20 protein-coding genes and 1 pseudogene are annotated in these 26,804 nt (G+C 41.3%); 4 read left to right on the top strand and 17 right to left on the bottom strand.

Translation table 11 applies throughout. The features are described 5' to 3' along the window. Positions 1-14: 14 nt before the first annotated feature. The 4 genes from FD17_RS05135 to FD17_RS05150 all read right to left on the bottom strand — a co-directional run bounded on the left by FD17_RS05135 (position 15) and on the right by FD17_RS05150 (position 5,034). Positions 15-1,640 carry a mannitol dehydrogenase family protein gene (locus tag FD17_RS05135; RefSeq protein ID WP_057824275.1) on the bottom strand — a complete coding sequence of 542 codons (1,626 nt, stop codon included), beginning with the start codon at positions 1,638-1,640 and terminating at the stop codon, positions 15-17. A 263-nt stretch (positions 1,641-1,903) separates the two neighbouring features. Further along, the gene (locus FD17_RS05140; protein WP_057824277.1) at positions 1,904-2,272 is read right to left on the bottom strand and encodes a hypothetical protein; all 369 of its coding nucleotides are present in this window, start codon (positions 2,270-2,272) and stop codon (positions 1,904-1,906) included. A gap of 39 nt (positions 2,273-2,311) precedes the next feature. Continuing rightward, positions 2,312-3,571 carry a family 43 glycosylhydrolase gene (locus FD17_RS05145; protein WP_057824279.1) on the bottom strand — a complete coding sequence of 420 codons (1,260 nt, stop codon included), beginning with the start codon at positions 3,569-3,571 and terminating at the stop codon, positions 2,312-2,314. 23 nt (positions 3,572-3,594) lie between these two features. After that, positions 3,595-5,034 carry a glycoside-pentoside-hexuronide (GPH):cation symporter gene (locus FD17_RS05150; RefSeq protein WP_057824281.1) on the bottom strand — a complete coding sequence of 480 codons (1,440 nt, stop codon included), beginning with the start codon at positions 5,032-5,034 and terminating at the stop codon, positions 3,595-3,597. A 278-nt stretch (positions 5,035-5,312) separates the two neighbouring features. Between FD17_RS05150 and FD17_RS05155 the strand changes: the two genes are divergently transcribed. Further along, positions 5,313-6,119, top strand: a complete 807-nt coding sequence (locus FD17_RS05155; protein WP_057824282.1) for an AraC family transcriptional regulator — start codon at positions 5,313-5,315, stop codon at positions 6,117-6,119. Between the two features lie 90 nt (positions 6,120-6,209). On the opposite strand, the gene FD17_RS05160 is transcribed toward FD17_RS05155, so the two are convergent. From FD17_RS05160 to uxuA, 5 genes are all read right to left on the bottom strand, one after another. Beyond that, positions 6,210-6,602 carry a hypothetical protein gene (locus FD17_RS05160; RefSeq protein WP_057824285.1) on the bottom strand — a complete coding sequence of 131 codons (393 nt, stop codon included), beginning with the start codon at positions 6,600-6,602 and terminating at the stop codon, positions 6,210-6,212. A gap of 50 nt (positions 6,603-6,652) precedes the next feature. Beyond that, positions 6,653-7,024 carry a hypothetical protein gene (locus FD17_RS05165; RefSeq protein WP_057824286.1) on the bottom strand — a complete coding sequence of 124 codons (372 nt, stop codon included), beginning with the start codon at positions 7,022-7,024 and terminating at the stop codon, positions 6,653-6,655. 92 nt (positions 7,025-7,116) lie between these two features. After that, positions 7,117-8,712, bottom strand: coding sequence for an MFS transporter (locus FD17_RS05170; protein ID WP_057824288.1), 1,596 nt, complete (start codon positions 8,710-8,712; stop codon positions 7,117-7,119). A gap of 356 nt (positions 8,713-9,068) precedes the next feature. Continuing rightward, positions 9,069-11,093: a glycosyl hydrolase 115 family protein gene (locus FD17_RS05175; RefSeq protein WP_082617136.1), complete on the bottom strand. Its 2,025-nt coding sequence runs from the start codon at positions 11,091-11,093 to the stop codon at positions 9,069-9,071. Between the two features lie 37 nt (positions 11,094-11,130). Continuing rightward, positions 11,131-12,213, bottom strand: coding sequence for a mannonate dehydratase (gene uxuA / locus FD17_RS05180; protein WP_057824290.1), 1,083 nt, complete (start codon positions 12,211-12,213; stop codon positions 11,131-11,133). A 224-nt stretch (positions 12,214-12,437) separates the two neighbouring features. On the opposite strand from uxuA, the gene FD17_RS05185 reads away from it, so the two are divergent. Further along, complete coding sequence (locus FD17_RS05185; protein ID WP_057824293.1) at positions 12,438-13,103, top strand: GntR family transcriptional regulator; 666 nt, start codon at positions 12,438-12,440, stop codon at positions 13,101-13,103. Positions 13,104-13,156: 53 nt separating this feature from the next. Here FD17_RS05185 and FD17_RS05190 read toward each other — a convergent pair whose 3' ends face one another. The 8 genes and pseudogenes from FD17_RS05190 to FD17_RS05225 all read right to left on the bottom strand — a co-directional run bounded on the left by FD17_RS05190 (position 13,157) and on the right by FD17_RS05225 (position 24,147). Next, positions 13,157-15,043: a DUF2264 domain-containing protein gene (locus FD17_RS05190; RefSeq protein WP_057824295.1), complete on the bottom strand. Its 1,887-nt coding sequence runs from the start codon at positions 15,041-15,043 to the stop codon at positions 13,157-13,159. Positions 15,044-15,205: 162 nt separating this feature from the next. Further along, a complete protein-coding gene (locus tag FD17_RS05195; protein WP_057824297.1) occupies positions 15,206-16,165 on the bottom strand; it encodes a beta-galactosidase small subunit in 960 nt (319 codons plus the stop codon). Further along, entirely contained in the window at positions 16,149-18,038 is a 1,890-nt protein-coding gene (locus FD17_RS05200; protein ID WP_057824299.1) for a glycoside hydrolase family 2 TIM barrel-domain containing protein, read from the bottom strand. Before FD17_RS05200 ends, FD17_RS05195 begins: the two co-directional genes overlap by 17 nt. A gap of 187 nt (positions 18,039-18,225) precedes the next feature. Beyond that, positions 18,226-18,606 carry a hypothetical protein gene (locus FD17_RS05205; RefSeq protein WP_057824301.1) on the bottom strand — a complete coding sequence of 127 codons (381 nt, stop codon included), beginning with the start codon at positions 18,604-18,606 and terminating at the stop codon, positions 18,226-18,228. A 39-nt stretch (positions 18,607-18,645) separates the two neighbouring features. Beyond that, positions 18,646-19,938 carry an MFS transporter gene (locus FD17_RS05210; RefSeq protein ID WP_057824303.1) on the bottom strand — a complete coding sequence of 431 codons (1,293 nt, stop codon included), beginning with the start codon at positions 19,936-19,938 and terminating at the stop codon, positions 18,646-18,648. A gap of 576 nt (positions 19,939-20,514) precedes the next feature. Next, a pseudogene (locus FD17_RS05215) lies at positions 20,515-21,378 on the bottom strand (tyrosine-protein phosphatase). A 321-nt stretch (positions 21,379-21,699) separates the two neighbouring features. Then, the gene (locus FD17_RS05220; RefSeq protein ID WP_057824305.1) at positions 21,700-22,608 is read right to left on the bottom strand and encodes a magnesium transporter CorA family protein; all 909 of its coding nucleotides are present in this window, start codon (positions 22,606-22,608) and stop codon (positions 21,700-21,702) included. A gap of 153 nt (positions 22,609-22,761) precedes the next feature. Beyond that, positions 22,762-24,147 (bottom strand): Nramp family divalent metal transporter, encoded by a 1,386-nt coding sequence (locus FD17_RS05225; protein WP_082617137.1) that lies wholly within the window; start codon positions 24,145-24,147, stop codon positions 22,762-22,764. 251 nt (positions 24,148-24,398) lie between these two features. Between FD17_RS05225 and FD17_RS05230 the strand changes: the two genes are divergently transcribed. Together FD17_RS05230 and FD17_RS05235 are read left to right on the top strand one after the other, a co-directional pair. Continuing rightward, a complete protein-coding gene (locus tag FD17_RS05230) occupies positions 24,399-25,040 on the top strand; it encodes a TetR/AcrR family transcriptional regulator (RefSeq protein WP_057824307.1) in 642 nt (213 codons plus the stop codon). Between the two features lie 317 nt (positions 25,041-25,357). Beyond that, positions 25,358-26,761, top strand: a complete 1,404-nt coding sequence (locus tag FD17_RS05235) for a uracil-xanthine permease family protein (RefSeq protein WP_057824309.1) — start codon at positions 25,358-25,360, stop codon at positions 26,759-26,761. Positions 26,762-26,804: the final 43 nt, after the last annotated feature.

A 26,804-nucleotide genomic window follows, 5' to 3' on the forward strand; every position in this document is an offset into this window, starting at 1 on the left:
GGTCGATTTCTCCTTTATTTAACTTCTTGTGCGTATTTGGCCAAAGTCTCCTGCAAGGTCTTGCGGACTGCCCCTTTGCCTGCAATCTGCTTAGCAAAATAGCGTTCAACTTCTTTACCCAGTCCAACTTGGTATAAGTCGTGGCCAAAGATTGATTGGGTACTCAATAATTCTTTCAAGTGGTCATGGACATCGGTTGACTCGCCCAACTTAATATCTTGAACTAATGGCTGTAATTCTTTCAGCAATGGATCTGGACTCGGGGTAAATGATTTCCCCTGATCGTTAATCCCCATTAGATAACGGCACCAAGTTGCCAAGACCAACGGAATAAAGTGTAAATCAGATGGTTTGCGTGCTGGGTCATCCAAATAATGTTTAATTGTGACACCATAACGAACAGCTAATTTTTGTGATGTATCGGATGCAATTCTTTGCGGCTTGTCAGGGATATAAGGGTTAGGGAGCCGTTTATTGACAACTTGGTCAATAAACTTACGCGGGTTAATGACCTTTGGATCAGTTACAACTGGCAATCCCTCAACGTATCCGATTTGCTTGATCAGGTTCAGTAAGTCTGGATCCTTAACTTCTTCTGAAATTGATTCAAATCCTAACAAACTGCCATTCACGGCCAGTGCGGTATGCAGCGGATTTAGACAGGTAGTTACTTTCATCTCATCAGCATCATTAACTGTATCACGATCAGCAAGAATAACCCCTGCTTTCTCAAGTGCAGGACGCCCATTGGGGAAGTCGTCTTCAACAACCAAATAGTGAACAACTTCAGTGTTGGTAAATGCTGCTAAATTGGTATGACCCGGAGTATGGGTAATCTCATAGTCTTCAAAGCCATCTTCTTTTAAGCGCTTTGAAACTGTTTCAGAAGGATTTGGGGTGATTCGGTCAATCATCGAAAGTGGGAAACTGACTTTTTTAGGATCCTGCAGATAATCTATAAATTCAGTTGGAACAAATCCATTTGCCTGCCAACCTTTGGCAATCGTGAGCACACTTTTTTGAAGTCGTTCACCATTTTGCGAGAAGTTATCGGTACTAACCAAAGCCATTGGGTACTTGCCGGCCTTATACCGGGCAAACATCAACGCTGTCAGACTCGCCATGTTGTTCTTTGGCTTTTCCGGACCATCGTTGATATCTGCTTGAATAAGTGGCAGCAACACCCCGTTGGCATCCCATAAATTGTAACCTTTTTCTGTGATGGAAAAGGTCGCCAACTGAAGGGCAGGATTCTTGAAAATGCCAAACATTTTGTTCCAGCCTTCAGGATTACTTTGATCGAAAAACATTGCATCCGATACAGAGGCAAACAGTTCTTTTTCAAAACGGCCGTCTTCATGGGTGATCACCCGTAAAGTCCGATTGGCATATCGTTGATAAACTTTTTCAACGACATTGGCATCGTGGGTTTCTGCTACGACCACGCCACCATCAAGGTCTCCAGATTCCAGCAGACGATCGGCAATGGCAGCATGGAATGCACGAAATAGATTGCCACCGCCAAAGTGGACCCACTTGGTTGCACCGTTTCTTCGCCTAATATCATATGTTGGGGTCTTAATTCCGGCATCGGCAAACGCCTTTTGATTGTTAAGATAATCTCCTGTTACTTTTACCATTGATGAACTCCTCCAAACAAATTGGTTTCATTAACTTGAACATAAACGTTAAACAATTGATATTCTAATATATCAATATACATATGTAAACTTTAACACTCTGAAGTAAGCGCTGTCAATAGTGTATAGGAGTATTGTCTTGAAAGCCAAAACAAAAGAGGTTGAAACAAGTGTTCACACTTTTGTTTCAGCCTCTAATCGTTAGGTCTACCAACAACAGTTTGATCAAAATTCAAGAATACTTCCTGTGGATTTTGTAGCTGCTATGATTTATTTTGTTCATCTGAGCTTGGCACTCCAGCGACAGTTTGGAATACATCAGCTAATGACATATTTGAGTCAGCAAACTTTTTGTGCAAAATAAGCTTGCGAAAATCCTCAATTGACATACTCTCCTTCTGTTTGAAAGGCAATGGGGCAACCGATCCACTACCAGTTGGCGTTACGCCCGTTTCAAGTGTTATTACAATTCCCTCTTTGCTATCAAGCCTGACCGTATAATGCTCGTAGTATGATGGAATATCATACATTCCAGTTAATTGACTGTGCTCTTTGAAATATCGCGTAATGAAATCTCTGAATGAATCCTCCGATTTTAAAGATTCTCTCCAGTTATTGCTGCTTTCTGCCATAATAAACGCTCCTCTCATATTTAGCTGATGAAGGATAAGTTATCTCGTTACAGAATATCCGGTAAGAGTGACATAATAATCATTACTACCGAACCGATCACCTGCTTTATCAAACCAAACCCCATTTTCGTCCATCACAGTGATGCTTAATTGATAATCATCTCGTGGCAGTATTGGTGAAACATACCGCAATCCATCACTTGCCACCAAACTATAAAAATCAATAACTGTGTCTTGAACCATGTGACCACGCGAATCAGTTAGTTTAATTTTCGCGTACCCACCATGCCTATCAGTGTGTCCGTATAACATAACCCTGGTTCCATTATATCGAAACGATCGTGATTTATTTGGAATATTTGATTGAAAGTCCAGCTTGGACTCATTTTTATTCAAAATGTATGGGGCGTCTTTCTTCCAATCCCACGCATCCCAATATTCCGGTATCTCCATCTCATCACCATGAACGGTAATCGGAAGCCAGACCTGTGTCGCACTGGATTTTTGTTTAGGGAAGGACCAGCGATCTCCCATATACATTGGAACTCTACCCTTCTCGGTTTGCAATTGATAGACAAATGAGCATTGGGAATTGTAGGTCAAGGTGCCTTGGGGACAGAATAATCCTTTCTTTACCCAGGGGCCACGAATGTTTGTCGCAGTCAGATAATAGTTGTCATTTCGTTCCCAACTCGTCTTGTTGGAAAACATAATGAAATAACGATCGCCTGACCGGAACATAGCTGGAGATTCTCCTCCAACTGCAATATGGTGGGCAACTTCCTCCTCGACATACAAATAATCCTTTGAAAGTTTGAAGATATTACCTTCATGGGTTAATAGATAGGCAGTTCCATCGTCATCAATAAAACTTCCCATATCCCACAGCTTAATTGGTTTCCCGTTAAACTGTAATGGGCCAACAAATTTGAATGGTTTGTCAATATTGTCAGTTGTAGCAACTCCAATATATGGGTCATTATATTTCAGATCATCCGTATGCATCAGCATGACATAATGATTGTCGGGAGTTTGTAAAACTTTTACCCTCTCGCCAATTCGATTTGATCCCAGCAATCCGCTTTTTTGAGTTGATAAAGCCATTCCATCAAAATGCCAATTTGATAAATCAGTTGAAGAATATTTGGAAAATCCGACGAAGTGGTTCACATCATCAGTTTTGTACTCACCAAATAGATAGAACTTATTATCAACCTTAATTAGGCATCCTGCTTCTGCATTAACTGGATCATTATTTTGATCGTACCATGGAACGCCATTGTATATAATATTCCCCATCAAATTCTCCTTTTTCAGTTATTTTAGTCGGCTGACTCATCAGACTTCTGTGGTTTATGAAGTTCAACATTTAGTTTTTCAACAATTTGAGCATGCTTTTCTTCAGTCAGCTTTACTTTTGCCAAGAATATGATTAATGAAATAATCATGAACACAGCTGGAACAACGAACGCTGACAGATGGAAAGTTTGAACGTTTTGAGCCGAAAGATGAGCTGCTTTGGTTGCATTTCCCATTCCCGAGATAATCACAATAAATCCTACAATTCCGCTTGAAAGAGCACCGGCAATCTTATCTAACGATCCATGAACAGAAACCGTAACTGCCTCGTTTCGAATGCCATGCTTCAACTGTTCATATTCAATCGAATCAATACCAATCATCATAGTAACCAGCGCAATCAGTTGTTGTGGCAGGAAGTACAGAATTGTAGCGATAACAACCAACACAAGGTTCTTGCCAGAGACAACGAACAGAAGCTCAGATAGCAGCATCCCGCAGATAGCCACGATGTATACTCGACGACGGGTAATCATTTTAGATAGAACCGGATAGAATGGAACCGAGAATATTCCGCATAAAGTTGACGCAGCACCAACAACCCAATACCAAGCTGGACGAGCCAGAACATAGTTATAAATATAAAAGATTGATGGCTTACTTGTAACGTTACCAATAGCAAATACTAAATAGGTTAAAGAAATCCACATTAATTGATCATTTTGGAAAATCGATTTAAAGATGTCGGTGATAGATGCTCGTTTCCGACTCTTTCTGATGGCACTTGTATTTTCCTTAACATTGGCCATTGAAATTGTCATCGTAACCATGCAATAGATTGCGAGAATCAAGCCCAACCAGAACCATCCTTGAATGCCTTGGGTATGATGACCAGTTGACAAATATGTGAAGAATACAATTGCTGGAACCATGAACAGTGGAATAATATCCCCACCCCCAAGAGCTGCTCCAACACGGGCAAACGAATTGATAATGCCTCGTTCCTTTGAATCCACACTCAGTGCAGGAACCAGTCCGGCAAATGATGTGTCTTTAATTGTATAAACAAAGTCCATCAATGCATAGAATGCAACAACGGTAATTGCTAGCAAAGCATAATTTTGATCCAACAATCTTAGAAATCCTGAATAAAGGATAATCAGTAAGACTGCATGAATCATGGTTGCACCCCACGCCCATGGCCGAAACTTGCCCCAGCGGGTGGTTTTAGCATTATCGATAAAACCAGCAATCAGTGGATCAAAGAATATTTCAATCAATCGAATTACAACAATCGAGCTCGTAAGTAACGCAATTAATGAGTTTGCGTTTTTAAGCCCTGAGAATAATGACGTTGTGGCATAAATGATGAATGTATTGGCCATGAGGTTATAGGCCATATCATGCCCAGCCTCACCAATTGTATATGCGACACGCTGCTTCATTTTACTTGTAGCTGCCATAGATACATTTCCCCTTTGGATTAATTAATTATAAACAATGCCGATATAGTTAAGGAGTATCGAAAAATAATATGTGTAATTAATTGCAAAAGCATTTATCTTATTTAACGATCAAATTTGTTCATCGTAATCCTGCCCTACCATGGTATTCGTACGAACTGCGCGTTACGGTGGACTCTCTGAACTATTCAACATTGTAATTATAGGCTGAAAGCGGTACCATTTATATGGAGTTTTTGTCAAAAAATATGTTATTTTGATTTTTTAGGAGCTTGCTTATGCGAATTCAATTTATGAGAAAAGGAACCAATTTACCATTGTTTTGTGAAAACATTGGTTATAACTGGAATCAAGAAGATGTGAAACGTCCAAATGGCTACTATTACTATCATTGGCTTCAATCTGAACGTGGAAAAGGGATTGCAACAGTCGATAATCAGACTTTTGAGCTCAATCCTGGGGATGGGTTCCTAATCAGGCCAAACGTTCCCCACCAATACCACAGTGCCTCCCCATATGAAACGTGGATAACAGGATTCTTTGTTATTTCAGGTGATATCATTGATGACTTAATGGAGTTCGTCGGGATCAAAGATTTCCTTTATTTGCCAGAGCTTCATCCTGAGACTTTCTCATTTATTCAAAATAGTTATAATGACTTTTTGAAGGAAGACCTTTCAGCAACATTAATCCAATCCACAAAGATTTATCAATTCATTATGCTGTTAAAAAATGAAAACCAAGGCAGTTTTAATTCATTCGATGATCAAGCAATCATAAATCCAATTACAGACTACATCAGCGATAATTTCGATCATGCAATCACAAATGAAGACCTATCAAAATATACAGGGTACTCAATTTCACACCAAAATAAGATATTTAGGGAACACTATGGTCTTACACCTTTAAAATACTTGGATGATTACCGCCTGAGAAAATCAAAATCATTAATGATGATTCATCCTGATTGGCTGATTCAACAGATTGGCGAAGCGGTTGGTTATACGGATATTTCAAGATTTATTCATCAGTTTAAATTATCTAATGGGATTACACCTCACCAATTTATTAAGCAAAGGTGAGCCGTGACACAATGATTTTTACACGGCAGCCAAAAGCCGGCAGGGTTTGCTTTCCCCGCCGGCTTTTTTTAATTTCCAAATTTTCACGCACTATTTTAAAGTTTGTTTTTTTGAGACATTCCCATACTCTTTGTTTTGGTTAGGAACACCGGCAACTGTTTGAAACACATCTGCCAATGACATGTTTTGGTCAGCAAACTTCTTGTTGAGAATCAATGTCCGGAAATTTTCTATCGACATTTTTTCTTTTTCCTTTGTTGGCAACGGCGCCGAAACATTGTCACCGGCCAGATTCATTCCTACTGTCAGTGAAATTACAATATTATCGTGCTTATCCAACTTAACAACATAGTGCTCGTAGTAAGAAGGAATGTCGTAAGTTCCGGTCAATTCCTCGTGCTGCGTAAAATATCTGATAATAAAGTCACGAAATATGTCTTGAGACTTTATAGCAGCTTTCCAATCATTGCTTCTTTCTGCCATTTCTTCAACCTCTATTTTGGGTTTATCGCATTCACAAATTAAAACAACTGTTAGTTGTTATCATCGTTTGCATCAGGGACACCGGCAACTGTCTGGAAAACGTCTGCCAATGACATGTTTTGATCGGCAAACTTTTTATGAAGAACCAGGTTACGGAAGTCTTCGATCGTCATGGTTTCTTTTTGCTTAAATGGAAGTGGTGCTGAAACATTACCGCTGCCACCCGTTTGATTCATCCCGGTAACCAGGGTAATCACAATTCCTTCACGACTGTCCAACGTAACCGTGTAATGCTCATAATATGAAGGAATGTCATATGATCCGGTCAATTCTTTGTGGTCTCTGAAGTAATTGGTGATAAAGTCCTTGAACGCATCCTTTGACTTCAGTGCTTCTTTCCAATCCATATTTTTGTCTGACATATTGACTTATCTCCTTTATTTTCATTCGGTAATACCAAACGGCATGGCCCGATCGGTTTCCGGAGACATGCCGTTTTAAGTTAACGCGCTAATTAAGATTGTTTCTGAAATTTAGGATCATCGTTCTTCTTCCAGAAATCAATTGAATCATAATCCACACCGGTTAAGTCTTCACAGACTTCCTTGGTATGTGGATCAACTTCTTTAGGACTACCACCCTTTTGGAGACGACCCAATTCTTGGGCAAGAACTTTAAAGGTCTTCTTGCTTAAGTGGAAGCGAGCTGCAAAGAACATCGCCAATAAGATCATGAAACCGACCCCACCGGAAACGATGAAGATAATCATGTTTGTAGCACTGGCAGGCTGTGATACAGCACCGCTGGCTGACTGACGGAAGTGAGCAAAGTCAAGTAAGTATCCGGCAACAACTGATGCCAAGCCTTGACTGATTTGGTTAATGAAAGTCATAACTGAGGCAAATAATCCGGCACGGTTTTTACCAGTAACCAAAGTATCCAAATCAGGAATGAATGGGAAGACATTCCATGGCGCGAAGTACAGGATGTACAGACCAACTTCGTAGAATGACATCCCAACAATCAACCAAACCATCATGTGGGCTGGACGAGTCATGGCAACGAAAGCCCAGTTGATGGCACTAATGAGAATTAATGAGTAACCAAACAGGTAAAGTGTCCGATAAGAAAACTTTGTAACGGCAAATCCAGCGATAATGGTAACGGGGATTGACACAATACTCAATGATTGTAAGAATCCGGAGGTACTGGTTGACATCTTTAATACATAAACAATGTAATAAACAAACACAGTTGAGAATAAGATCGTTGCGAAGTAAGAACTTAAGTAAATACCCATGTGAAGTCTGAAGGTCTTAATCTTGAAAGTCGAGAAGTAATTCTTCAATTCTGACTTCAGGTTAGGCTTTTCACCATTATTTTCTTCAAGCGCTTCAGCTTCCAACTTCTTGGCTTCTGCCTTGGTTACAAAATGCTCCCAAGTTGTGTGGTAAGTCACTAAGATCAAGAAGAAAGTGGCAACTGAGAAGATTACCTGCATAATGAGGTATGGTTCTGGTGATGTCTTTGGGAAGAACTTGAATAATTGAGCTGGAATGAATTGAGTTAACATTCCACCTAATCCGGCAAGTACCATCCGAGTCGTTGACATCTTAGTCCGCTCGTTGAAGTCTTTGGTCATTTCGTTTGGAAGAGTTTCCCAAGGAATCTGAAGGGTTGACATCAAGACAGTTACAATCAGGTAAGTAACCAGGTAGTACCAGAAGCTCATCCCGGCAACCCACATTGTAATGGCAATCAGCACTGATGGCGCAGCTGCCAGAATGAAGATGTGTCGACGGCCAAACATCCGACCGAGCTTGTACTTATAAATGTTGTCTGAAATGTTACCCATAACCAGGGAAACAATGGCATCAGCCACACGACCGATTAAGAAGATGGTGGCACCTTGCCCAGCCGTTAAGCCGGCGAATGTGGTGTAGAAGAACATCAACCAGGCACCAACTAATCCCTGCATTGAAATACTGAAGAATGAGAATGCACCAAATCCTAATGATCGCCAAATTCCGATTTTTCCACGACTTTTATAAATGCGTTTGTTGGCATATTCATCCCAACCGTCGTGAACAACTTGCTTTTGATTGTCCATGATTATAATAATCTCCTTTTCTTAATTATATCCGATGAAACCTACTGTGCCACATTGGCAGTGAACCGCTTTCAATAATCAACGCAGTTCTGAAAGGTTACGACGCTCAATGGATTAAATGAAAATTCAGGTAAAATAGCAATACTTCCAATCCATCAGTCGTGACAACAAAACTGTTGTATTTCAGTTATCATTTATTGAAATACTAAAATACTAATATATTAGCATCTTTATAATAACGCTTGTTGAAAACGCTGTCAATCATTAATTCCAGTTTTATTGACTTTTTTAATCATCGTATAAAAAAGGCTCTTACCCCACTACAGAGGTAAAAGCCAGTCATTTGATCTTTACAATTAATAGTCCTTGTCGCCTTTTAAGCGCAAAGCCATTTCATCATCACTATAAGCCTTATGCGTATTGGACAGCAGCATAACCTTGCCATCACTTGGCAGCATCAAGTATTGACGTTCCCATTGATCTTCATCGGGACCATCGCCAATAATTCTGACGTAGTTTCGTAAGGTCTTAAGGGTGTCGATTGCCAACGTAATGTTGGTGTAGCAGTCATTATCGTAAATGTGTGCCCACTTCTCGGTTGGGTTATGGTGCCAGGCAGTCACAATCACCCGCAGGCTGTCAATCGCATCACTGAGAGACAGGAACGACTTGAGGCTGTCCCCATCACTGAACTCGTCAAAAGCATCAATCGTGAGTTGAAGGGATTTGATTGAATAACGATGAATCGCAATGCTCAACCAGATGTCATTGAAGAATCTGCCACGATCGTCCTCAGGCAGCTGCTTCATCAAAATTTGGGCATCCGTATCCAACTTGGCAAATGGTGCAATATGCGGCTTGATCATGTTGGAAATCATTGCCAATTGATCACCAAGCTTTTTATTACCGGTTACCCACTCCATCTCAGGAAGCTTGTCCTCATGATTCAACCAAGTTCGGATCAACTTTCTCAGCGTATACTCGTAGAACTCATCGCCGGCTTTTTGGTCTTCAATGTCACGATAGTTAAAAGTGGTCTCAAAGTATTTCAAGTAAACATCGGCAATCTCTTGCTGGTGTGACCCATAGAAGTGATCCACATATTCAGCAAGAATCTCCTTATTTGATTTAAGCTTGAAGTCCTCACGCCATGATTGAGCCACTAACCAAATATAGAAGATGTGTGGTTTAATACTACCAGTATTACACATAACCAGATCATCCATACCGGCTTTTCTGACTTCAGTAAGTTGATTAGCAACATAATGTGGGTCAATTTGAAGCAGGGTTAAGAAATTAGAGGCCTGCAAATCATGGAAGGCCACATGATAGTAAATGCCTTGAGAAATCGCATTATCTTTGGCTGAAAGAACCTCGGAACGGGGATCATCGTTGCCTTGACGACGTGAAACCATCGTCCCGTAACCATTATCTGCCCAAATTTGAATAACGTCTTTTGGCAGTTTTAATAAGCCAGCATTGTAGATAGCGGTCGTTTCACCATAGATGTTGGTTGAGCAAATGGCATCTGGAACCGCCTTTTTGACCATATCATACTGCAGCTTAATGACCGAATTAATCACGTCAGCCTTGTCTTGAAGGGTGTACTCACGATCTTCATCAGCCCAGAATGGTCGGTCTCCCTGGCCACGAAAGCCAATGTTGAAAATGGTGTTGGTTCCTTTTTGGCGGTCAATACTCTCCTGCCAAATTTTCTTGAATAGATCCGGGTGTTTGAGATAAGATGCTTCCAAATCAGGATAGACCCGTGAGAACATATCGGCACCAAGCGGTTCGGCATGGTGATGAGCAATCGTTAAGCCCATTGCTGCTGCAAGTTTCCGGTTGGAATGGGCATTCTTGTCAGTTCCAGGAATAACCACGTTGCCACCACATCTGAGCAGGGTTTCAAAGATCAGCTTCCAGACATACTCATTGGATTCGCGGTATTCCCAGTTATTGAACAGCAACTCATCATTGACGAACCAGCCACGGTACTTAACGTGGTAATTTTGCATCTTGAGTGAGTCAAAGTCCGACCATTCAATTGTGTCGTGCTTGGTTGTCTTTGTATCCAACCAGAACCAGAAGTTATCAATGCCCAGCACACTTCTTGAAATTGCGAGGGCACCATACATCACGCCGAGCGCTGTATAGGCAGTCACTTTAACGTGTTCTGAATCAATGAGCTTAACGGCATATTCATCAGAACTGCCATTGCCATCCCCACTTAAAGTTAAAGTGATTAGATTTTTAGGCCCATTACCAGTGACTGTTTTATCAATATCCCGCTCCAAAATACTAACAGCGTTTCTTAATACTTCGTTGCTGAAATCAGTTTGAACAGCGGTATTTTTTGAAATTACAAATTTTGTACTCAAAGTATATTCATCCTTCCATTAACGGAACAGCTGAGAATCAACTTTTAGCCTTTTCCAGTGCTTCCCACAATCCGAGCAGATACGTAATCCCGAGTGCCCGATCGTAGAGCCCATATCCTGGACGGCCGTCTTCATCCCAAATATTGCGACCATGGTCCGGACGAATATAGCCATCGTAATCAGTATCATGCAATGCCTTCATGATTTCAAACATATCCAATGAACCTTCACTGGATGGATGAGCTGACTCATGGAAGTCACCCTGCTTGTTAACAAACTTGATGTTTCGAACGTGCATGAACGGTACCCGGTCCTTAGGTACGAATTCGCGGATAATTGCCGGTAAGTCGTTATTCTGGTTCTCACCAAGGCTTCCAGTACAGATTGTAAAGCCGTTGTATCGTGACTCGTACAGCTTTTCAATTCTGAGCATGTCATCGCGGTTCTTGAAAATCCGTGGTAGACCAAACAATGGCTTCGGTGGATCATCCGGATGCATTGCCATTCGAACATCATACTTCTCACAAACCGGAATAACGGCATCGAGGAAGTACTTCAAATTCTCCACCAATTTATCTTCATCGACATCTTTATATGCGTCAAATAAATCTTGGAGGGCTGCCAATCGTTCAGGTTCCCAACCAGGAAGTGAGAAACCGTTTGAACCGGATTTCATGTGGGCCATCAATGCTTCTGGATCTTTAGGCAGCTTGGCTTGTTCATACATCATCGCATTTGAGCCATCGGCCAATTGATGATGCAGATCAGTTCTTAACCAGTCAAAGACCGGCATGAAGTTATAACAGATAACCTTGATGCCCACTTTCGAAAGGTTTTTAATTGTTTGAATGTAATTTGCGATGTACTTGTCGCGGCTTGGCAGGCCAATCTTGATGTCATCATGAATGTTGACTGACTCAATCACCTCAAGCTTTAAGCCGGCATCGGTCACTTGTTTTTTTAATGCATTGATCTTGTCTTGCGGCCAAACTTCGCCCACAGGAACATCAAACAACGCACCAACTACTTGTTTGGTTTGAGGAATCTGACGGATCTGTGATAAGGAAATGTCATCGTCCTTTTCACCGAACCAGCGGAATCCCATCTTAATCTGTCCCATTATTTCCTCCTTGAAAAGACATGATACAATTTAGTAAATGAAGAATACTTTAGTAAATATTGCTAATATATTAATCTAGTATTCTAATATATCAATTACTTAAAATTTACCACCATGTGTAACCGCTGTCAATGGTAAGCGACAATTTCTTTCAACATCCTATAAATCTTTCCCTGCTTAGTGGTACAATTAGAATGCTAATACAACAAATAATGAGGTTTAATATGCAAAGCTTAAATGAAGTCGCTTATGAAGCTATTTTAAACGACATTTTAAAATTAAAATTTTTGCCTGGTGAAAAGATCCAGGATAAGACGCTGATCGACCGTCTAAATATCAGTCGCACCCCTGTTCGGGAAGCCATTTTACGCCTAAAAAATGACGGCTTGATGATGACCGTTCCCCAAAGCGGCACATATGTGACTAAGATCAGTCTGAGTAGCGCCCTAAATGCCCGTTTTGTCCGCCAGAGTGTTGAACGGAGTATTGTCAGTGAAGCGGCAAAGAAAATGTCAAAGATGGATATTCTCGACAGCCGAACCGTTATCAGCAAACAGCAAATTGCAGCTGAAGAGCACAATGCAGTCGACTTCTTCTACTTGGATAATGATTTTCACAAAAGCTTTTATAAAGCTACGAACCGTCTGCAAGTGTGGGATTGGCTCGAAAATCTGTCACTCCAGCTTGATCGTTACCGATTCCTGCGAATCCAGCAAACCAACATGCCGCTTGATGAACTCATCAAGGAGCATACGGAAATCCTGGATGCCGTGGAAGCTCATGATGCTGATGCCGCTGAAAAGTATGGCTTTAATCATTTGAATTTGATGCTTGCCGAAAAAGATGAATTGATTAAACAATTTCCAAGTTATTTTGCTGATGAAAACTAAAGATCATATCAAAAAATCCTACCATGAAATTGGTAGGATTTTTGTGTTATTGATTAAAATTCATCAAACGTTGCTTCAACACTATGGTCATTAAACCCAATCGTCAACTTGTTACCATCAAGCTTTACTTCAGGAATAACAACATTTCCGTCATCGTCCAAGCTTTCGAGTTCACGGTCACCCAGGTAAAGAGATACCAATACATAATGACCGGGCTTTAATACCCCTGTCTGTAAAGGAATCTTTGTCTTAGGGAAGTACAAATTGGTATTTGGTTCCGGAACCGATAATTCAGCTTTGAGTTCTTTTGACAAACCGATAATCCCGGTAATACCAACTTCAGTCTTGTAGAAGACGGCGTTATCAACGTTGGTCTTCATCTCAACTTGAGTTGGGGCACCGGTATCAGGAGCTGCGAAGCTTCCTTCTGCCAAATGAATCGTGCGGCCGTTGTCAATTTCATGAACCCGGACGTGCCAAGGCATTGCTGGAACAACGAAATTCTTAATCTCAACGTCGTCATACGGTTTCCAGTCGGAGTAGACGTAATTATCATGAATTGCGTAGTTTTCGTACTTGAAAGCTGTCTGCCAGAAGTTATCAGATTCAGCAACTGCCAAAGTGTTATCATAGGCACCCTGTTTCAAAAGAACTGATCCTTTTGGTGTACTGAAACCAAATGTTGTGGAATAAACGTACTTTTCATATTTGGCTTCACCATGGGCATGCTCATGTGAATGTTGGCCAGCAGTGAATGACTGAACTTCCAAGCCATTTTGACTGTGGGCAATCAGCATTCTTGGTTCAGGCTGTTTCTTCAAAGCTTCAAACTTAAAGTCGTCGCTTTCCTTAGTGGTCCAGAATGGATCATCATCAGGAAGTGCAAAGAAGATAAAGGTCTTCAATGCCCAGTATGCTGAGGCAGGTCCGTTATAACCTTCCGCAAAGTTCATATTTGGATATGAATAACCAATTGGAATCAAACCATCAGTTTGGAAGATATTCTGTTGGAACCACCAACGCAGGTTATTCAACAACAGATGTTTAATATCTCCTAAGCTGTATCCATCCGGCATGTCAACGTGCGCATAGGCATAAGCAGCCCAGAATGCGGCTTGGGCAAATCGATAATCCAAGCTTCGACCATAAGGAAGTGCTGCACCATCTGCAGCGAACCAGTTGGCATAGCTTGGGACAAAGGCCTTTGCCCGTTCCTTTAAGAGCTTACTTTGTTCGTTGTCGGTATGGGCCAACCCAACCGTTAAGATCGTAAAGAACTGGTAAGCAAATGGAATGTAGTTATCAATCTGGTTCACATAACCATCGTACGACCAGCCGTGGCCCAAATAATGTTTGTTGGTAATGGCATAGTCGGCGTCGATTAATTCAGAATTATCCATATATCCTGAATCGTCAATGAACTGGTTAACCATGGCCCGGAAGAACAACCAGTTAGTCTTTGGAATCGTCTTGTGGTTAACCTGATCCATCCACTTCACGATTGTTTTTTGCTTAGGAACAGATAAAGTATCCCAGAAAGTTTCTTTGGTTTCATAGAAGAAAGCAGTTAAGGCACCCATTTCAACGAAAACCTGGTCGTAGTCGCCAAGGTCTCCGCCCCAATAATCTGGGGAATCCGGATCAGTTCCGGCGATAATGCCTTCGGTCACTAGTTCGTACCAGTCAGGATGTTCATAAATGCGTTTGCGGTCGCTAAAGAATGGTCCCAGGCCCCAAAGTAAACGCATGAAGCCTTCAATCTCGGTTTTATCTTGAAGATAAACGGCACCGCTGTCGCTCATCCGGAAACGGCCCTTGCGTTTTTGCTGAGCCAGAACTTCCATGGCTGGCGTTAAAATATCAACCAGGGCAGCCTTAACGTCAGCTTTGCTGCGTAAGGGGTTATCCTTAATTTGTTCGTTAAACAGTTTTCGTTTCAATGCTAAGATCACCTCATCATATTATTTTGAAAGCGCTTTTACAGTATTAAGAATACCGCGTATTTTACTAAAATGCAAGATGATTTAGAAAGTATTTTCCTAAAATTAACTTTTATTATGGTAAACAAAAAGACAGCCGTTATGGCTGCCTCATGCATGCATTTATGCTTTCGTAATCTTAAATCCAAAATCAATATCCTTGCCAGCTGGAATGTGGTATTGTTCTTCAACATCCCTGCCCCAGCTGTCAATGCCGCCGACACCACGAACCGCACCTAGAATCGAAACAACAGTGCGTCTTGGTAATGGCAGCTCTTCTTGATGGGTCGCGTTCTCAAGCTCTTCAGCCGTATATGGTAGGCAGCTAAAGGCAAATGGAGCACCATCTTTTTCAAATTTGATACTAAACGGCGTATCGGAGTGGTCTGAACTGTCCTTGGTGGTATTTCGGGTAACAGTTACCCAATCAGTCTTCATGTGCACACCACAGTCTTGTGGGACCATGTAGTTGGTCACAGGCAGGCCGTCGACCTTATACTCCCCGGGAATTCCGCCAGCCATTCGATCCGGATAAGTTTCACCAGACAAGCCAGCGTACTCAAAGCCGGTAGCCGCTGTTGGCAAAATGAAGCGCATCCCAAATACCGGCAAATCAGGCAATTGATCGTTTCCAGTATAGTGGGTATGAACCTTAATAACGCCATCTGGTGTTACCGTATAACTGACATTCACGTCGGTTCTTGGAATGGTCTGTGTCCGATAGTGATAAACCACTTCAACTTTATCAGCAAACTCGTGGTTGGAATATTTGTTATTACCAGGAGCACTTGGAAATTCAATCAATTGATCATTGATTTTAATATCAACTTTGTCTGCCCCTGAAAACATATCGGCACCATACCACTGAACAGCTTGCTTGGAGAAGCCGTTACCGTGGTCATTATCGGTGGTTGCCCGCCAGAAAGTCGGCTTGGGTTCGCGATACATCCATTCACGACCGTTAATCACCATGGACTCCATCCCGCCTCGGGTGTAATTGAAAATGTAGTGGAAATCCTCGCCACCAACACCAATGCCACCGTCACCGTATATCACATGCAATTGTTTATTTGTGTTGACCATAGTAATATTTCACCTCCTGCATTGCTGGCTTTTCAGTTCGATCCGCAAACATCAAACCGTCACCTGAAAATTCATAGTCAGACATCCGGTCATCAAAGTCGCCGCCATATCTGAGTACTTTTTTGCCGGTCACCTCATCGTTGACTTCAATGGCTTGGTCAATGAAGTCCCAGATAAAGCCGCCTGCATACATTGGATACTTGTCGATCAAGTCAATATATGATTTCATGCCGCCAAGTGAGTTACCCATATCATGCATGTATTCGCACAGCATAAACGGCTTCTTTGGATCATGATCCAAATAATCTTTAATTTCATCAGGAGAAGCGTACATCCGACTTTCAACATCGGAAATAACATCTTCGTATTTTCTGTTCTGAACAACCCCTTCATAGTGAACCAAACGGGTTGGGTCAACACTCTTGTAGAATTCTTCCATCGCCTGAATATCGTCACCGGCATAGGATTCGTTTCCCAGTGACCAGAAAAGAATGCTGGCATGGTTCTTAAGCATCTCATAATTATTTCGTGCTCGGTCAATGACAGCAGCTTTCCACTGTGGTACGGAACCCGGAACGTTGTATGATGGCTCAACCGCACCAAGCTTCTGCCAGGTACCGTGAGACTCCAAATTATTTTCAGCCATCACGTAAATCCCATTAATGTCACATAAGTGATACCACAACGTGTGATCAGGATAGTGGCAGGTTCTCACAGCATTGATGTTGTTCTTCTTGAAGGTTCGGATATCAGCCTTCATATCGTCGACGGAAACAACCCGGCCGGAATGGCAATCCCATTCATGGCGGTTAACGCCGTTAATAATCAGGCGCTTACCGTTCAACGTGATAACCTTGTCGGAATTAATTTCAATCTTCCTGAAGCCAAATTTGTAAGGCACAATCTCAAGGACATGACCATCTTTATCATCAATTTCAATTGTGAGCTGGTAAAGATAGGGATCATGATTGTCGTAGAGATGAACGTTTTTGAATTCAATATCTTTTAGCGAAATTGAATCGGTAACCGGTTGAGTTTCGTCGTATAGTTGCTTTCCGTCAGCATCCGTCACTTGTACTTTTGCTGTGGCACCGGACTTGTTAACCGTCATCTTGGTGTCGACGTTCAAAGTTCCATCTTTAAGATCATCAGACAACGTTGGCTTGATTGTCAGGTCCTCAATATGAATTTCAGGTTGGGCAATCAACGAAACATCCCTGAAAATCCCAAAGAATCGGAACATATCCTGGTCTTCCAGCCATGCCGCTGTGCTCAGCTTAAAGGCTTCCACTGCCAACGTGTTCTTACCTTCCTGCAGATAAGGTGTCAAATCAAACTCCGACGGTGTAAAACTGTCTTCCGCATAACCCAGAAAATGCCCGTTCAGCCAGACGTACATGGCCTTTTCGACACCATCAAAGCGAACGCGGACCTTTTTATCTTTAAATTCTGAATTCAGAGTAAATTTTTTGATGTATTGACCAACTGGATTATCAGTCGCCTCACTGAACTGCCCCTCAGCCTTGTCATTTTGGTCAAGCGCGTATGCCGGACGGCGATAAATCTTGCCTTCCCAAGGATACATCGTGTTAATGTAATGAAATTTATCGTATCCCGCAAATTCAATGTGTTGAGGGACCTTGATATGATCAAAGTCACTGCTGTCAAAATCGGCAGCATAAAAATTCTTGATTCGGTGCATTGGGTCCTTTGCATAAGCAAATTGCCACTGCCCGTTTAAGCTTTGCACATAACTGCTTTGACCATTCCTAATCTCATCATTACTTTGATAAAATTGATGGTCGCTGTGTGCAGGAATCATCCCCACCCGAAATGTTTCGGGATCGTCTAGCCATTTAATGTCTGGTTCCATGAACTTATCACACTCCTCTAGCTTAGTATGAACACTAACTACAATGTAAGCGCTTTATGGATTTTTGTCAATAAACAATTTATTCCATTGATTAAATGTTTAATAATATTTACTAAATATTTTAAAACAAAAAATCAGGCCCTATGTAAGGACCTGATTAATAGTGACAAGATTAATGACTATAACTTTATTTATTCCCGTGGCCGTGCTTAAAGCGGGCATTTGGTTCCGATGCAAGCATCTTTGAAAAGACGTCGGTCAAGCTTTCACTCTGATCTTCGAACTTCTTGTTCAAAACAAGCTGTCTGAAATCTTCGATCGAGATATGTTCAACATCTTTAAATGGAAGCGGCGCGTTTACGTCGCCGGTGGTTTGATTCAAACCGGTCTTCAGGGTGATAATCAACCCTTCTTTACTGTCCAAAGTAACCACGTAATATTCGTAGTAACTTGGGGTTTCATAATTTCCAGTTAAATCTTTGTGATCCTTGAAGTATTCGTAAATAAAGTCTGCAAATGCATCCTTTGACTGTAAAGCTCGTTTCCAGTCATCTGAGTTCACTGACATAGTTCATCCCTCTTCCTTACAAATAACGATTCATTGTTACTACTTAACACGCTTAATCATGGCAATCGCAATACCACCAATAATTTCCATACCAATGGCAAAGATGAAGATGGCACCGTAACCAAAGGCTTCAACAATGGCTGAAGCAACCATGGCACCAAGCATTTGACCTAAGGTGTTGGCCAAGTTAATTAATCCCAAATTCTTACCGGCAGTATCTGATGATGGCAAAACATCCATGTTCAAGGCACCATCAACTGAGTTGTACAAACCATTACCAAAAGCAGCGATAACGGCATATGCAAACATTGCCCATGGTTCCTTAACAAACAGTGGGAACAGTGCGGCAGCACCCAAAGCGAAGGTTGCAATTACAACTGGGGCTTTAACACGGCCAAGCTTATCGGCAAGTGGTCCACCAACCAGGGCAAAGAACACACCGATAAAGAGCATGATGGAACTAAAGATTGAAATTGAAACGCCGGCTTGACCGGTATTTTGACCAATGTAATCAGTGAAAATAAACAGCAGGAAGGTCGTAACAATTGTTGAACCAACAACCATGAAGAACTTACCGAACAAAGCCAGGTAGAAGTCACGGGCATCATGAGTTGGGAAGAAGAAGTACTTCTTCAAACTATCTTTATCAAACTTAACTTTTGGTTCGTCAAGGTTGCCTTTTTCGTTAATGAGCAACACATGGATGAAAGCTAAGATAACGGTACACCCAGCCATGAAGTAAATACCAAATTTAACGTTACCCAGGAATTGAGCTGCTAACAGGGCGAATCCTTGTTGGGCAATGGTAAATCCAACTCCATAGAACGTCGACACGGTACCTCGCCATTTTGGCGCAACCCGATCTGAAATCTGCGGGTATATGGCGGCCGCAATCGCATTTTCAGCGGCTGCTGCAACAATCCAAATTCCAATAATGGCAACAATGGACTTCGTGTTGGCAATCAGTACCAATGAAATCGCGATCGCAATGGTTCCTAATACAATATATGGCTTACGTTTACCAAAGCGCGTCCTGGTAACATCAGATAATGCACCAAACAACAGGTTGGTGACCGCACCGGTAATTGAAGCGATTGTTGCAAGGATACCAACGGCCCAAACTTTATGAGCCGGATCCAGTTGCGCGAACAATTGTGGAATTAAAACGCTTCGAGTAGATCCGATAGGACCATACCAACATAATGGTGCTAAAAACATTGCGGATGAAATCATCCAAGGTAACTTGGGCTGTTGTTCATCCTTAACTTTGGCGTTGGTAACAACACCAACGGTTGTTTTAACAACGTCTTTTTCTTCATCTTTTTTGGCCATGAATTTCACTCCTAATTAAAAATTTTGTGCTTCCAACTACTTAACCTGAGCTTGCGAACCGAATAAGTGAGCCTGCAGCGCCTCCCCTGAGCATTAATACTCAATCATGTAATCATTGTGATCACAGTTGGAGCATCATTAACCGCTTACATTTTGCCTAAAAATATAAAAGCATTCAGTGTTCAGTGAGTGATCGTCCAAAAATAAATCTAAAAATTGCTTTTTCGTCGTAACGATCAAGCCCACATTATCGTTTGGAAACGATGGAATACTTATATATCAGCATCTATATAATAGCGCTTGAAGAAAGCGCTGTCAACATAGTTTTTCTATTTTTTACTAGAATTATTCGTATCAATGATTAGCAGCTTTTACAGAACCAGCGGTGATATACTGCTTACCGGCGACGATATAAGCCCATTTTAGTTAAATGAAATTCCCCTACTGATTACCAGCAATTGATATGTTAGTTCGATAGAAAGGAAAATAGTTAGTATAACGATAATTAATTTCTTAATTTTTAGTAAATCAAAAAGCTACCAGACAGTTTCCTATCTGATAGCCTTAATCTGCTTATTACTCCAAATACATTTCTCTTAGTCGTTCCTGCTGTTCATGAGTGATGTGAAGGCCTTCGGTAATATATTCACCAACCGATCCATAATCTTGGTGAATCTCATCAATTAAGGCTTTCAGATATGATAAATCAACACCACCATCAATCTTTGCGAATTTGATTTCAGCGCGACTGGCACCCTTTGCTTTCAAGTGGGCAATCCGTTGATTGATTTGAACTTACAAAAAATCATTGGAAGCTACATAGTCCTTGAATATCGTTCTGGAATCAACTCCCAACACGTACAGAACCAATGCTGCAGCAACCCCTGTCCGGTCCTTTCCGGAAGTACAGTGCCACAAAAATGCCTGGCCGATCGGCTTGTTTAAAAGGCTTGAGAATAAATCATGGTAGACTTTTCTGGCCTGAGGTGAAGTTGCGTAGGTCCGGTAATGCTTGCGATTATTTTCTGGATTAATTTGATAATAATACGTTTCCCGAGTATCAACGGTATCATTGATGTACTTAACACCAGGGATGGTAACGTCTGGGTTCTCGCTGACTTCTTCAGGGCGACGTAAATCAAAATCAACTGCCAAATTATAAGTATTTTGAAGTTTATTAATATCCATTTGGGTTAACTGATTTAATCTGGCTGATCTCAAAAGAACATGACTTTTAACGACCAAACCGTCTTTGGTCGGATAGCCACCCATATCGCGGACGTTGAAAGCGCCCTCTAAGTGAATTTCATGTTCTTTCACATTTTTCAGTGTTCTTACAGCAGGTTGACTGATGGAAAAAGTGTTTGTGGAGTCTCCAGTGGTTGGAATTGCCTCCCCGGTTAATGCTGAAGCGGCAAATGATTCATTGCTTTCTTTCATGTAAAACCCTCCTAACTTTCTCAATCTCGCACATTCCAATGTAACACTTTTAGTATAGAAGGGTAATGTTTTTGCTTGGTTTCGTTTGTGTAAAGGATTGGTAAAAAAGAAAGAGTGTGAAAACCGGCGCCTTGACCCCAGAATTTAAGGGAATCAAGTGATCATTCCAGCGCTTGGAATGGTCACTTGATTCCCTTAAATGGCCGGGGGCAGCCGGATTGAACACGTTTTATCAAAATAAAAGTCGTGCCGACCTCAACGACAAAACTACTTCACTTTTCATGACGCTTTCAACCCTTTTCACGCCACCAAACTCAACCCCTACATCTTCCGCCGAGCTTTCAACATAATCAGCATGGCCACAATCAAAACAACCGAAATTCCCAACGTCACCATCCAGGCATATTGCATGGTTGCCAACGGTAATTTGACATTCATCCCGTAGAATCCGGTGATGATCGTTGGAACGGCCATTGTCAGAGACCAAATGGTTAGAAATTTCATCGTGTCATTCAGATTATTGTTAGCGATGCTGTTAAAGGTGTGATCAATTCGATCGACCACTTGAGTTTCAATTTCAAACATCCGTTGAACCTGTTCACCTTCAATTTGAACATCCTCAAACAAATCCAGCTTATCCTGATCGGCACCAACCCCAAAATGAGTCTTTGGTAATCGATTGAGTTCACTGAGATTGGTTTGAACACCACTTGATAGGAAGGTTAAAGTCTGTTGCAAATGCGACAAAGCCACCAGATCGCTATTCTTCGTGTTCTTATTAAGGGTTTTATCCAAATAATTCCGCTTCTTAGTAATCCCTCTTGCAATTGGAATAAAGCTGTCAACGACGGCAAATAAAGTTTCCAGAATAAACGAGTCGACATTTTGAACTTCCGGGTTATCCCTTGCAGAATACAGAGCGGTGTTAACTTCTGGAATATGGCTCTGATTGAATGTAAACAAGACGCCCTTGTGAAGGAGCATCCCAAATGGTTGGGTAATGTATCTCAGCGCATCCTTATCCAGTGCATATGGAGCCAGGAAAATAAATAATTGGTCATCTTCATTAATGTCATAGACATAATTGGTGCTTTCATCTCTATCAGTAACGTACTCGATGATGTCCTCATCAATTCCGTAGTCATTTTCGAGTGTTTCGCGTTCTTCGGCATTAATTTGAATCGTTTCAATCCACTTGGTGCCGTTAATCATCTTTTCAGGTTTGATCATTGCCAATCCCCCTGTTAGTTGTTAGTTTCTATTTTAGCCCAAAAGAAAAGAAGTCGCTGACAAATTTTGAATTGTCAATGACTTCTCACTGTTAAATACTTTTATAAAGAATAGGATGAAAATCAACTGATTTTTTATAAAGGCCTTTAACTGCTACTTCATCAATCCAACAGTTTGAAGAATCAGATAGATGTTTAAAGTAACCAGAACGACTGTTGCAAACCAGGCTGCATATTTTACCCAAGCGTGGTTAACAAACTCGCCCATCAGCTTCTTGTTACTGGTGAACATCACCAGCGGGATGATGGCAAACGGTAAGGCAATACTCAGGAACACTTGTGATGCTGTCAGTAAGCCTTCAATTTTTGCTTCATTTCCATGATAGTAAATGGCGAAGATCAACACTGGGGTTACTGAAAGCAAACGGGTAATCAACCGTTGTGCCCACAGTGGCATTCTTAAATGAATGAACCCTTCCATGATGATCTGTCCTGACAAGGTTCCGGTAATCGTTGAGCTTTGACCTGATGATAACAGGGCAACCGCGAACAGCATACTCAAAACCGGGCTGGCAATTGCACCAACAATGTGTGAATCCTGTAAGGCGTTGAATAAATCAACGAACCGGCCAACTGAACTGTCTGTTCCAAAGAACAAAGCTGCACCAAGTACCAACAGCAAACTATTAACGATGAAAGCCAGTGACAGCTGAATATTTGAATCAATTGTTGAGAACTTAATTGCCTTGGCAACACTCTTGTGGTCCTTACGATCAACCCGCCGTGTCTGGGAAATTGATGATCCCAGGAACAAATCATGAGGCATAACCGTGGCACCAACAATTCCTAATGCCAGGTAAAGCATTGACTTGTCAGTCACAATTGAAGTTGATGGAATATATCCGGCAAACAGTTCCGGCATATTTGGTCCTGATAAGAAGACTTCATATGAGAAGACCATCAAAATCACTGCGACCAAAGTGGCAACAATTGCTTCAATCTTTCTGAAGCCAAGCTGCATCAACAACAACAGGATTAAAACATCGGCACTGGTAATTAAGATTCCAAAAACCAACGGAATTTTGAATAACAGTTCCAAAGCAATCCCTGAACCAATAATTTCCGCAACATCCGTCGCCATAATGGCAAATTCGGTGATGACCCACAAAGCAAAACCCACTGGTTTGTTTGTCTGCTCACGGGTTAATTGAGCCAAATCTTTTCCAGTCACGATTCCAAGTTTAGCTGCCATGGACTGTAACAACATCGCAATCAAACTTGAGATCAAGACCACCGATAACAGGCTGTACTTAAACTGAGCACCACCGGCGATTGACGTAATCCAGTTACCGGGATCCATATACCCAACCGCAATCAGAATTCCCGGTCCGGTATAAGTCATTAATGTCCGCCAGAATCCGGCGTCTTGAGGAACAACGATACTGCCGTTAACTTCATCAAGACTCTTGCCGCTGCCTGCATCTTCTGTACTGCTGAAAAACTTCTTCTTAGGTTCTTTCATTTCCACACTCTCTCGCATGTAATAGCCCTCTTTCATTGGTTTGAATTCGGGCAATTGTTTGAGTATTTACTCACTCAATTACCAACGTTTATTATACACACGGAATTATAAAGGTCAATCTTTATTTGTTAATTTCTGAAAGATGCCGTTTTCATGGCATTTATCAAGAATTTACATAGAAATTTGTTTTGAAACTTCCAATTTCGTACATTGAGTGTATACTTAATTTGAATTTCAAATCACATACTTTAAATAAGGAGTCACACTGAATGCTGAATGGTACCGAATTAAAATTATTTGCCGACGCCCATGTCCTCGATGAAATGACAGACAAGCAGGTTCGAATTCTCTTGGCGGCCATCGAAGTATTTGCGGAGAAAGGATACGCCAACGCCAGCACAAAAGAAATTGCCAATAAGGCTGACGTCGCTGAAGGAAATATCTTCAGTAAATATAAGAACAAACGTGGGTTATTGAATGCGATCATCAATCCGGTTATTCACTCAATATTCCCAGCGGTTCTCAGTGACTTTAACGATGCCAGTCCGATTCAATCAAATTATGTGACGCTTCATTCTTTTGTTGACACAGTTTTACGGGACCGGGTTCAATTTTTGAAAGAAAATTCAGCCGTCTTAAAGATCTTTGTCTCCGAACTTTTGTATAACAATGACGTCCGTGTCAAATTGATGCAACAATTCCCTACTTCTTATTGGAAGAACATTAATCACAACTTGAATGTATTGAAGGAGAACCATTTGATGGTTGATTGGGAAAATACCGAAATTTTGAAATTAATGTGGTCGGTAGTCAGTGGCATGATTGTTGGTTATCTATTATTTAACCAACCGTTGGAATCAAAAGAAATCAATCATTGTATCGATGCTTTGGTTAAAGCACTGTCGAGATAAACAATTGAAGGATATACTCGAAGTATATATAGAGGCTTTTGAATTCTTGATTGAGTTCAAAAGCCTTTTTTGATTGAATCATTCAAAATATAAGATACCGTTTCCATTATTGTCTCATCAGCGTCCAACATGATCGTTCGTTTTTGAACGTCAAATTATCCCTAAACACGAACATTATTCTTAATAATTAATTTTGAAATTGCCATTGATTATTGAAACCCGAATGTTTATAATATAATCATTCAGCAATACGAATTATTTATTTTTATTATTAATTAAAGTTCGTGTTTTGCCATTCTAAACTAAGGAGATTCATAATGAAACGCAATGACAATGGTTTGCTTTACGGTCCAGAAGATAAGGTTTCATACTTTCAATCAGGATTATTAGGTCTTCAGCACGTCCTCGCGATGGACGTGTATGTTCCACCAATCATCATCGCCGGCTTGCTATCAATGAGCCTGGCACAGAAGACCGGATTCCTGCAGGCAGCATTTCTCGCCTGTGGGATCGGCACCATCTTACAGACTAAGTACTTCATGAAGCTACCGGTTTCTCAGGGACCATCATTTGTTCCAATTGGTGCCGTTGCCGGTGTTTATCTTGCCAACGGTGCTTCTCATGGTGGAATGGCAACTGTCCTCGGGTCACTGATTGTCGGTGCGATTCTTCTGATTCTGCTTGGGATTTCAGGAATCTATCAAAAAATCATTAATACATTGGTACCCGCAATCGTGGGTGGAACCATCATCACATGTGTGGGTCTGTCATTATTACCATCTGCCTTGAATGACAATATCTTCAAAGCGACGGGTAACATCAATCAAAACATTGAAATTGCCGCAATTACTGCACTAGCCATGCTGGTCGCAATCACCATCGGTATTCGAGTTCCCCAATTGCAACGTCTGTTCAAAGTCAGTTCAATCATTATTGCTTTAGTCGTTGGAACAATTGTCGCTTCAATGATGGGCCGTTTTGACTGGTCGGTTGTTAACAACGCTGCCTGGATCAGCCTTCCCCACTTCACTTCATTACATTATGGAATTCATTTCTCGTTACCTGCTATTTTGACTTTCGTTGTCATTTACATGGTATTAACAACGGAAACCACTGGAACTTGGTTTGCGATGAGTGCGGTTGTCGGTGAAAAGATCAGTAAGAAACAATGGAACCGCGGAATTATTGGTGAAGGCCTCAGCTGTTTAACTGCTGCTTTATTGGGAACCACTCCAATGACTGGTTACTCAACTAACGCCGGTGTTGTATCAATCACTGGTGTCGCCAGCCGTCGGGTGTTCGTTTCAGCTGGAATCTGGTTTATCGTTCTTGGCTTCTTCGGAAAATTGTCAGCCTTCTTATCTGCCGTTCCTGCAGCTGTCATTGGCGGTATTTTCTCCATCATCTGTGTCATTATCATGCTTAATGGTTTAAATGTTATCCGTAATCTGGCAACTGATGAAAGTTCAATCTACGTTCTTGGTATTCCGATTGTCCTCACCATGGCAGTTATCTTATTGCCAAGCAAAGTTGTCAGTGAAACCCCTCAGATGATCCAATACCTTCTGGGGTCACCAATTACGATTGCTGCGTTAAGTGCCATCATTATTAATCTTGTGATGGGTAACCATGAAGTGTCAGCATCAGCCGAAGATACTGAGGAAGACACTGAAGAAGACACTGAAACAATTTCTAAAGAACAATTAGCTGAATCAAAATAATCAATTGTAAACAAAAATTCTCAAGCAGAAAATCATGCTTGAG

The organism is Lentilactobacillus sunkii DSM 19904 (genome assembly GCF_001435575.1).
Classification (GTDB): domain Bacteria; phylum Bacillota; class Bacilli; order Lactobacillales; family Lactobacillaceae; genus Lentilactobacillus; species Lentilactobacillus sunkii.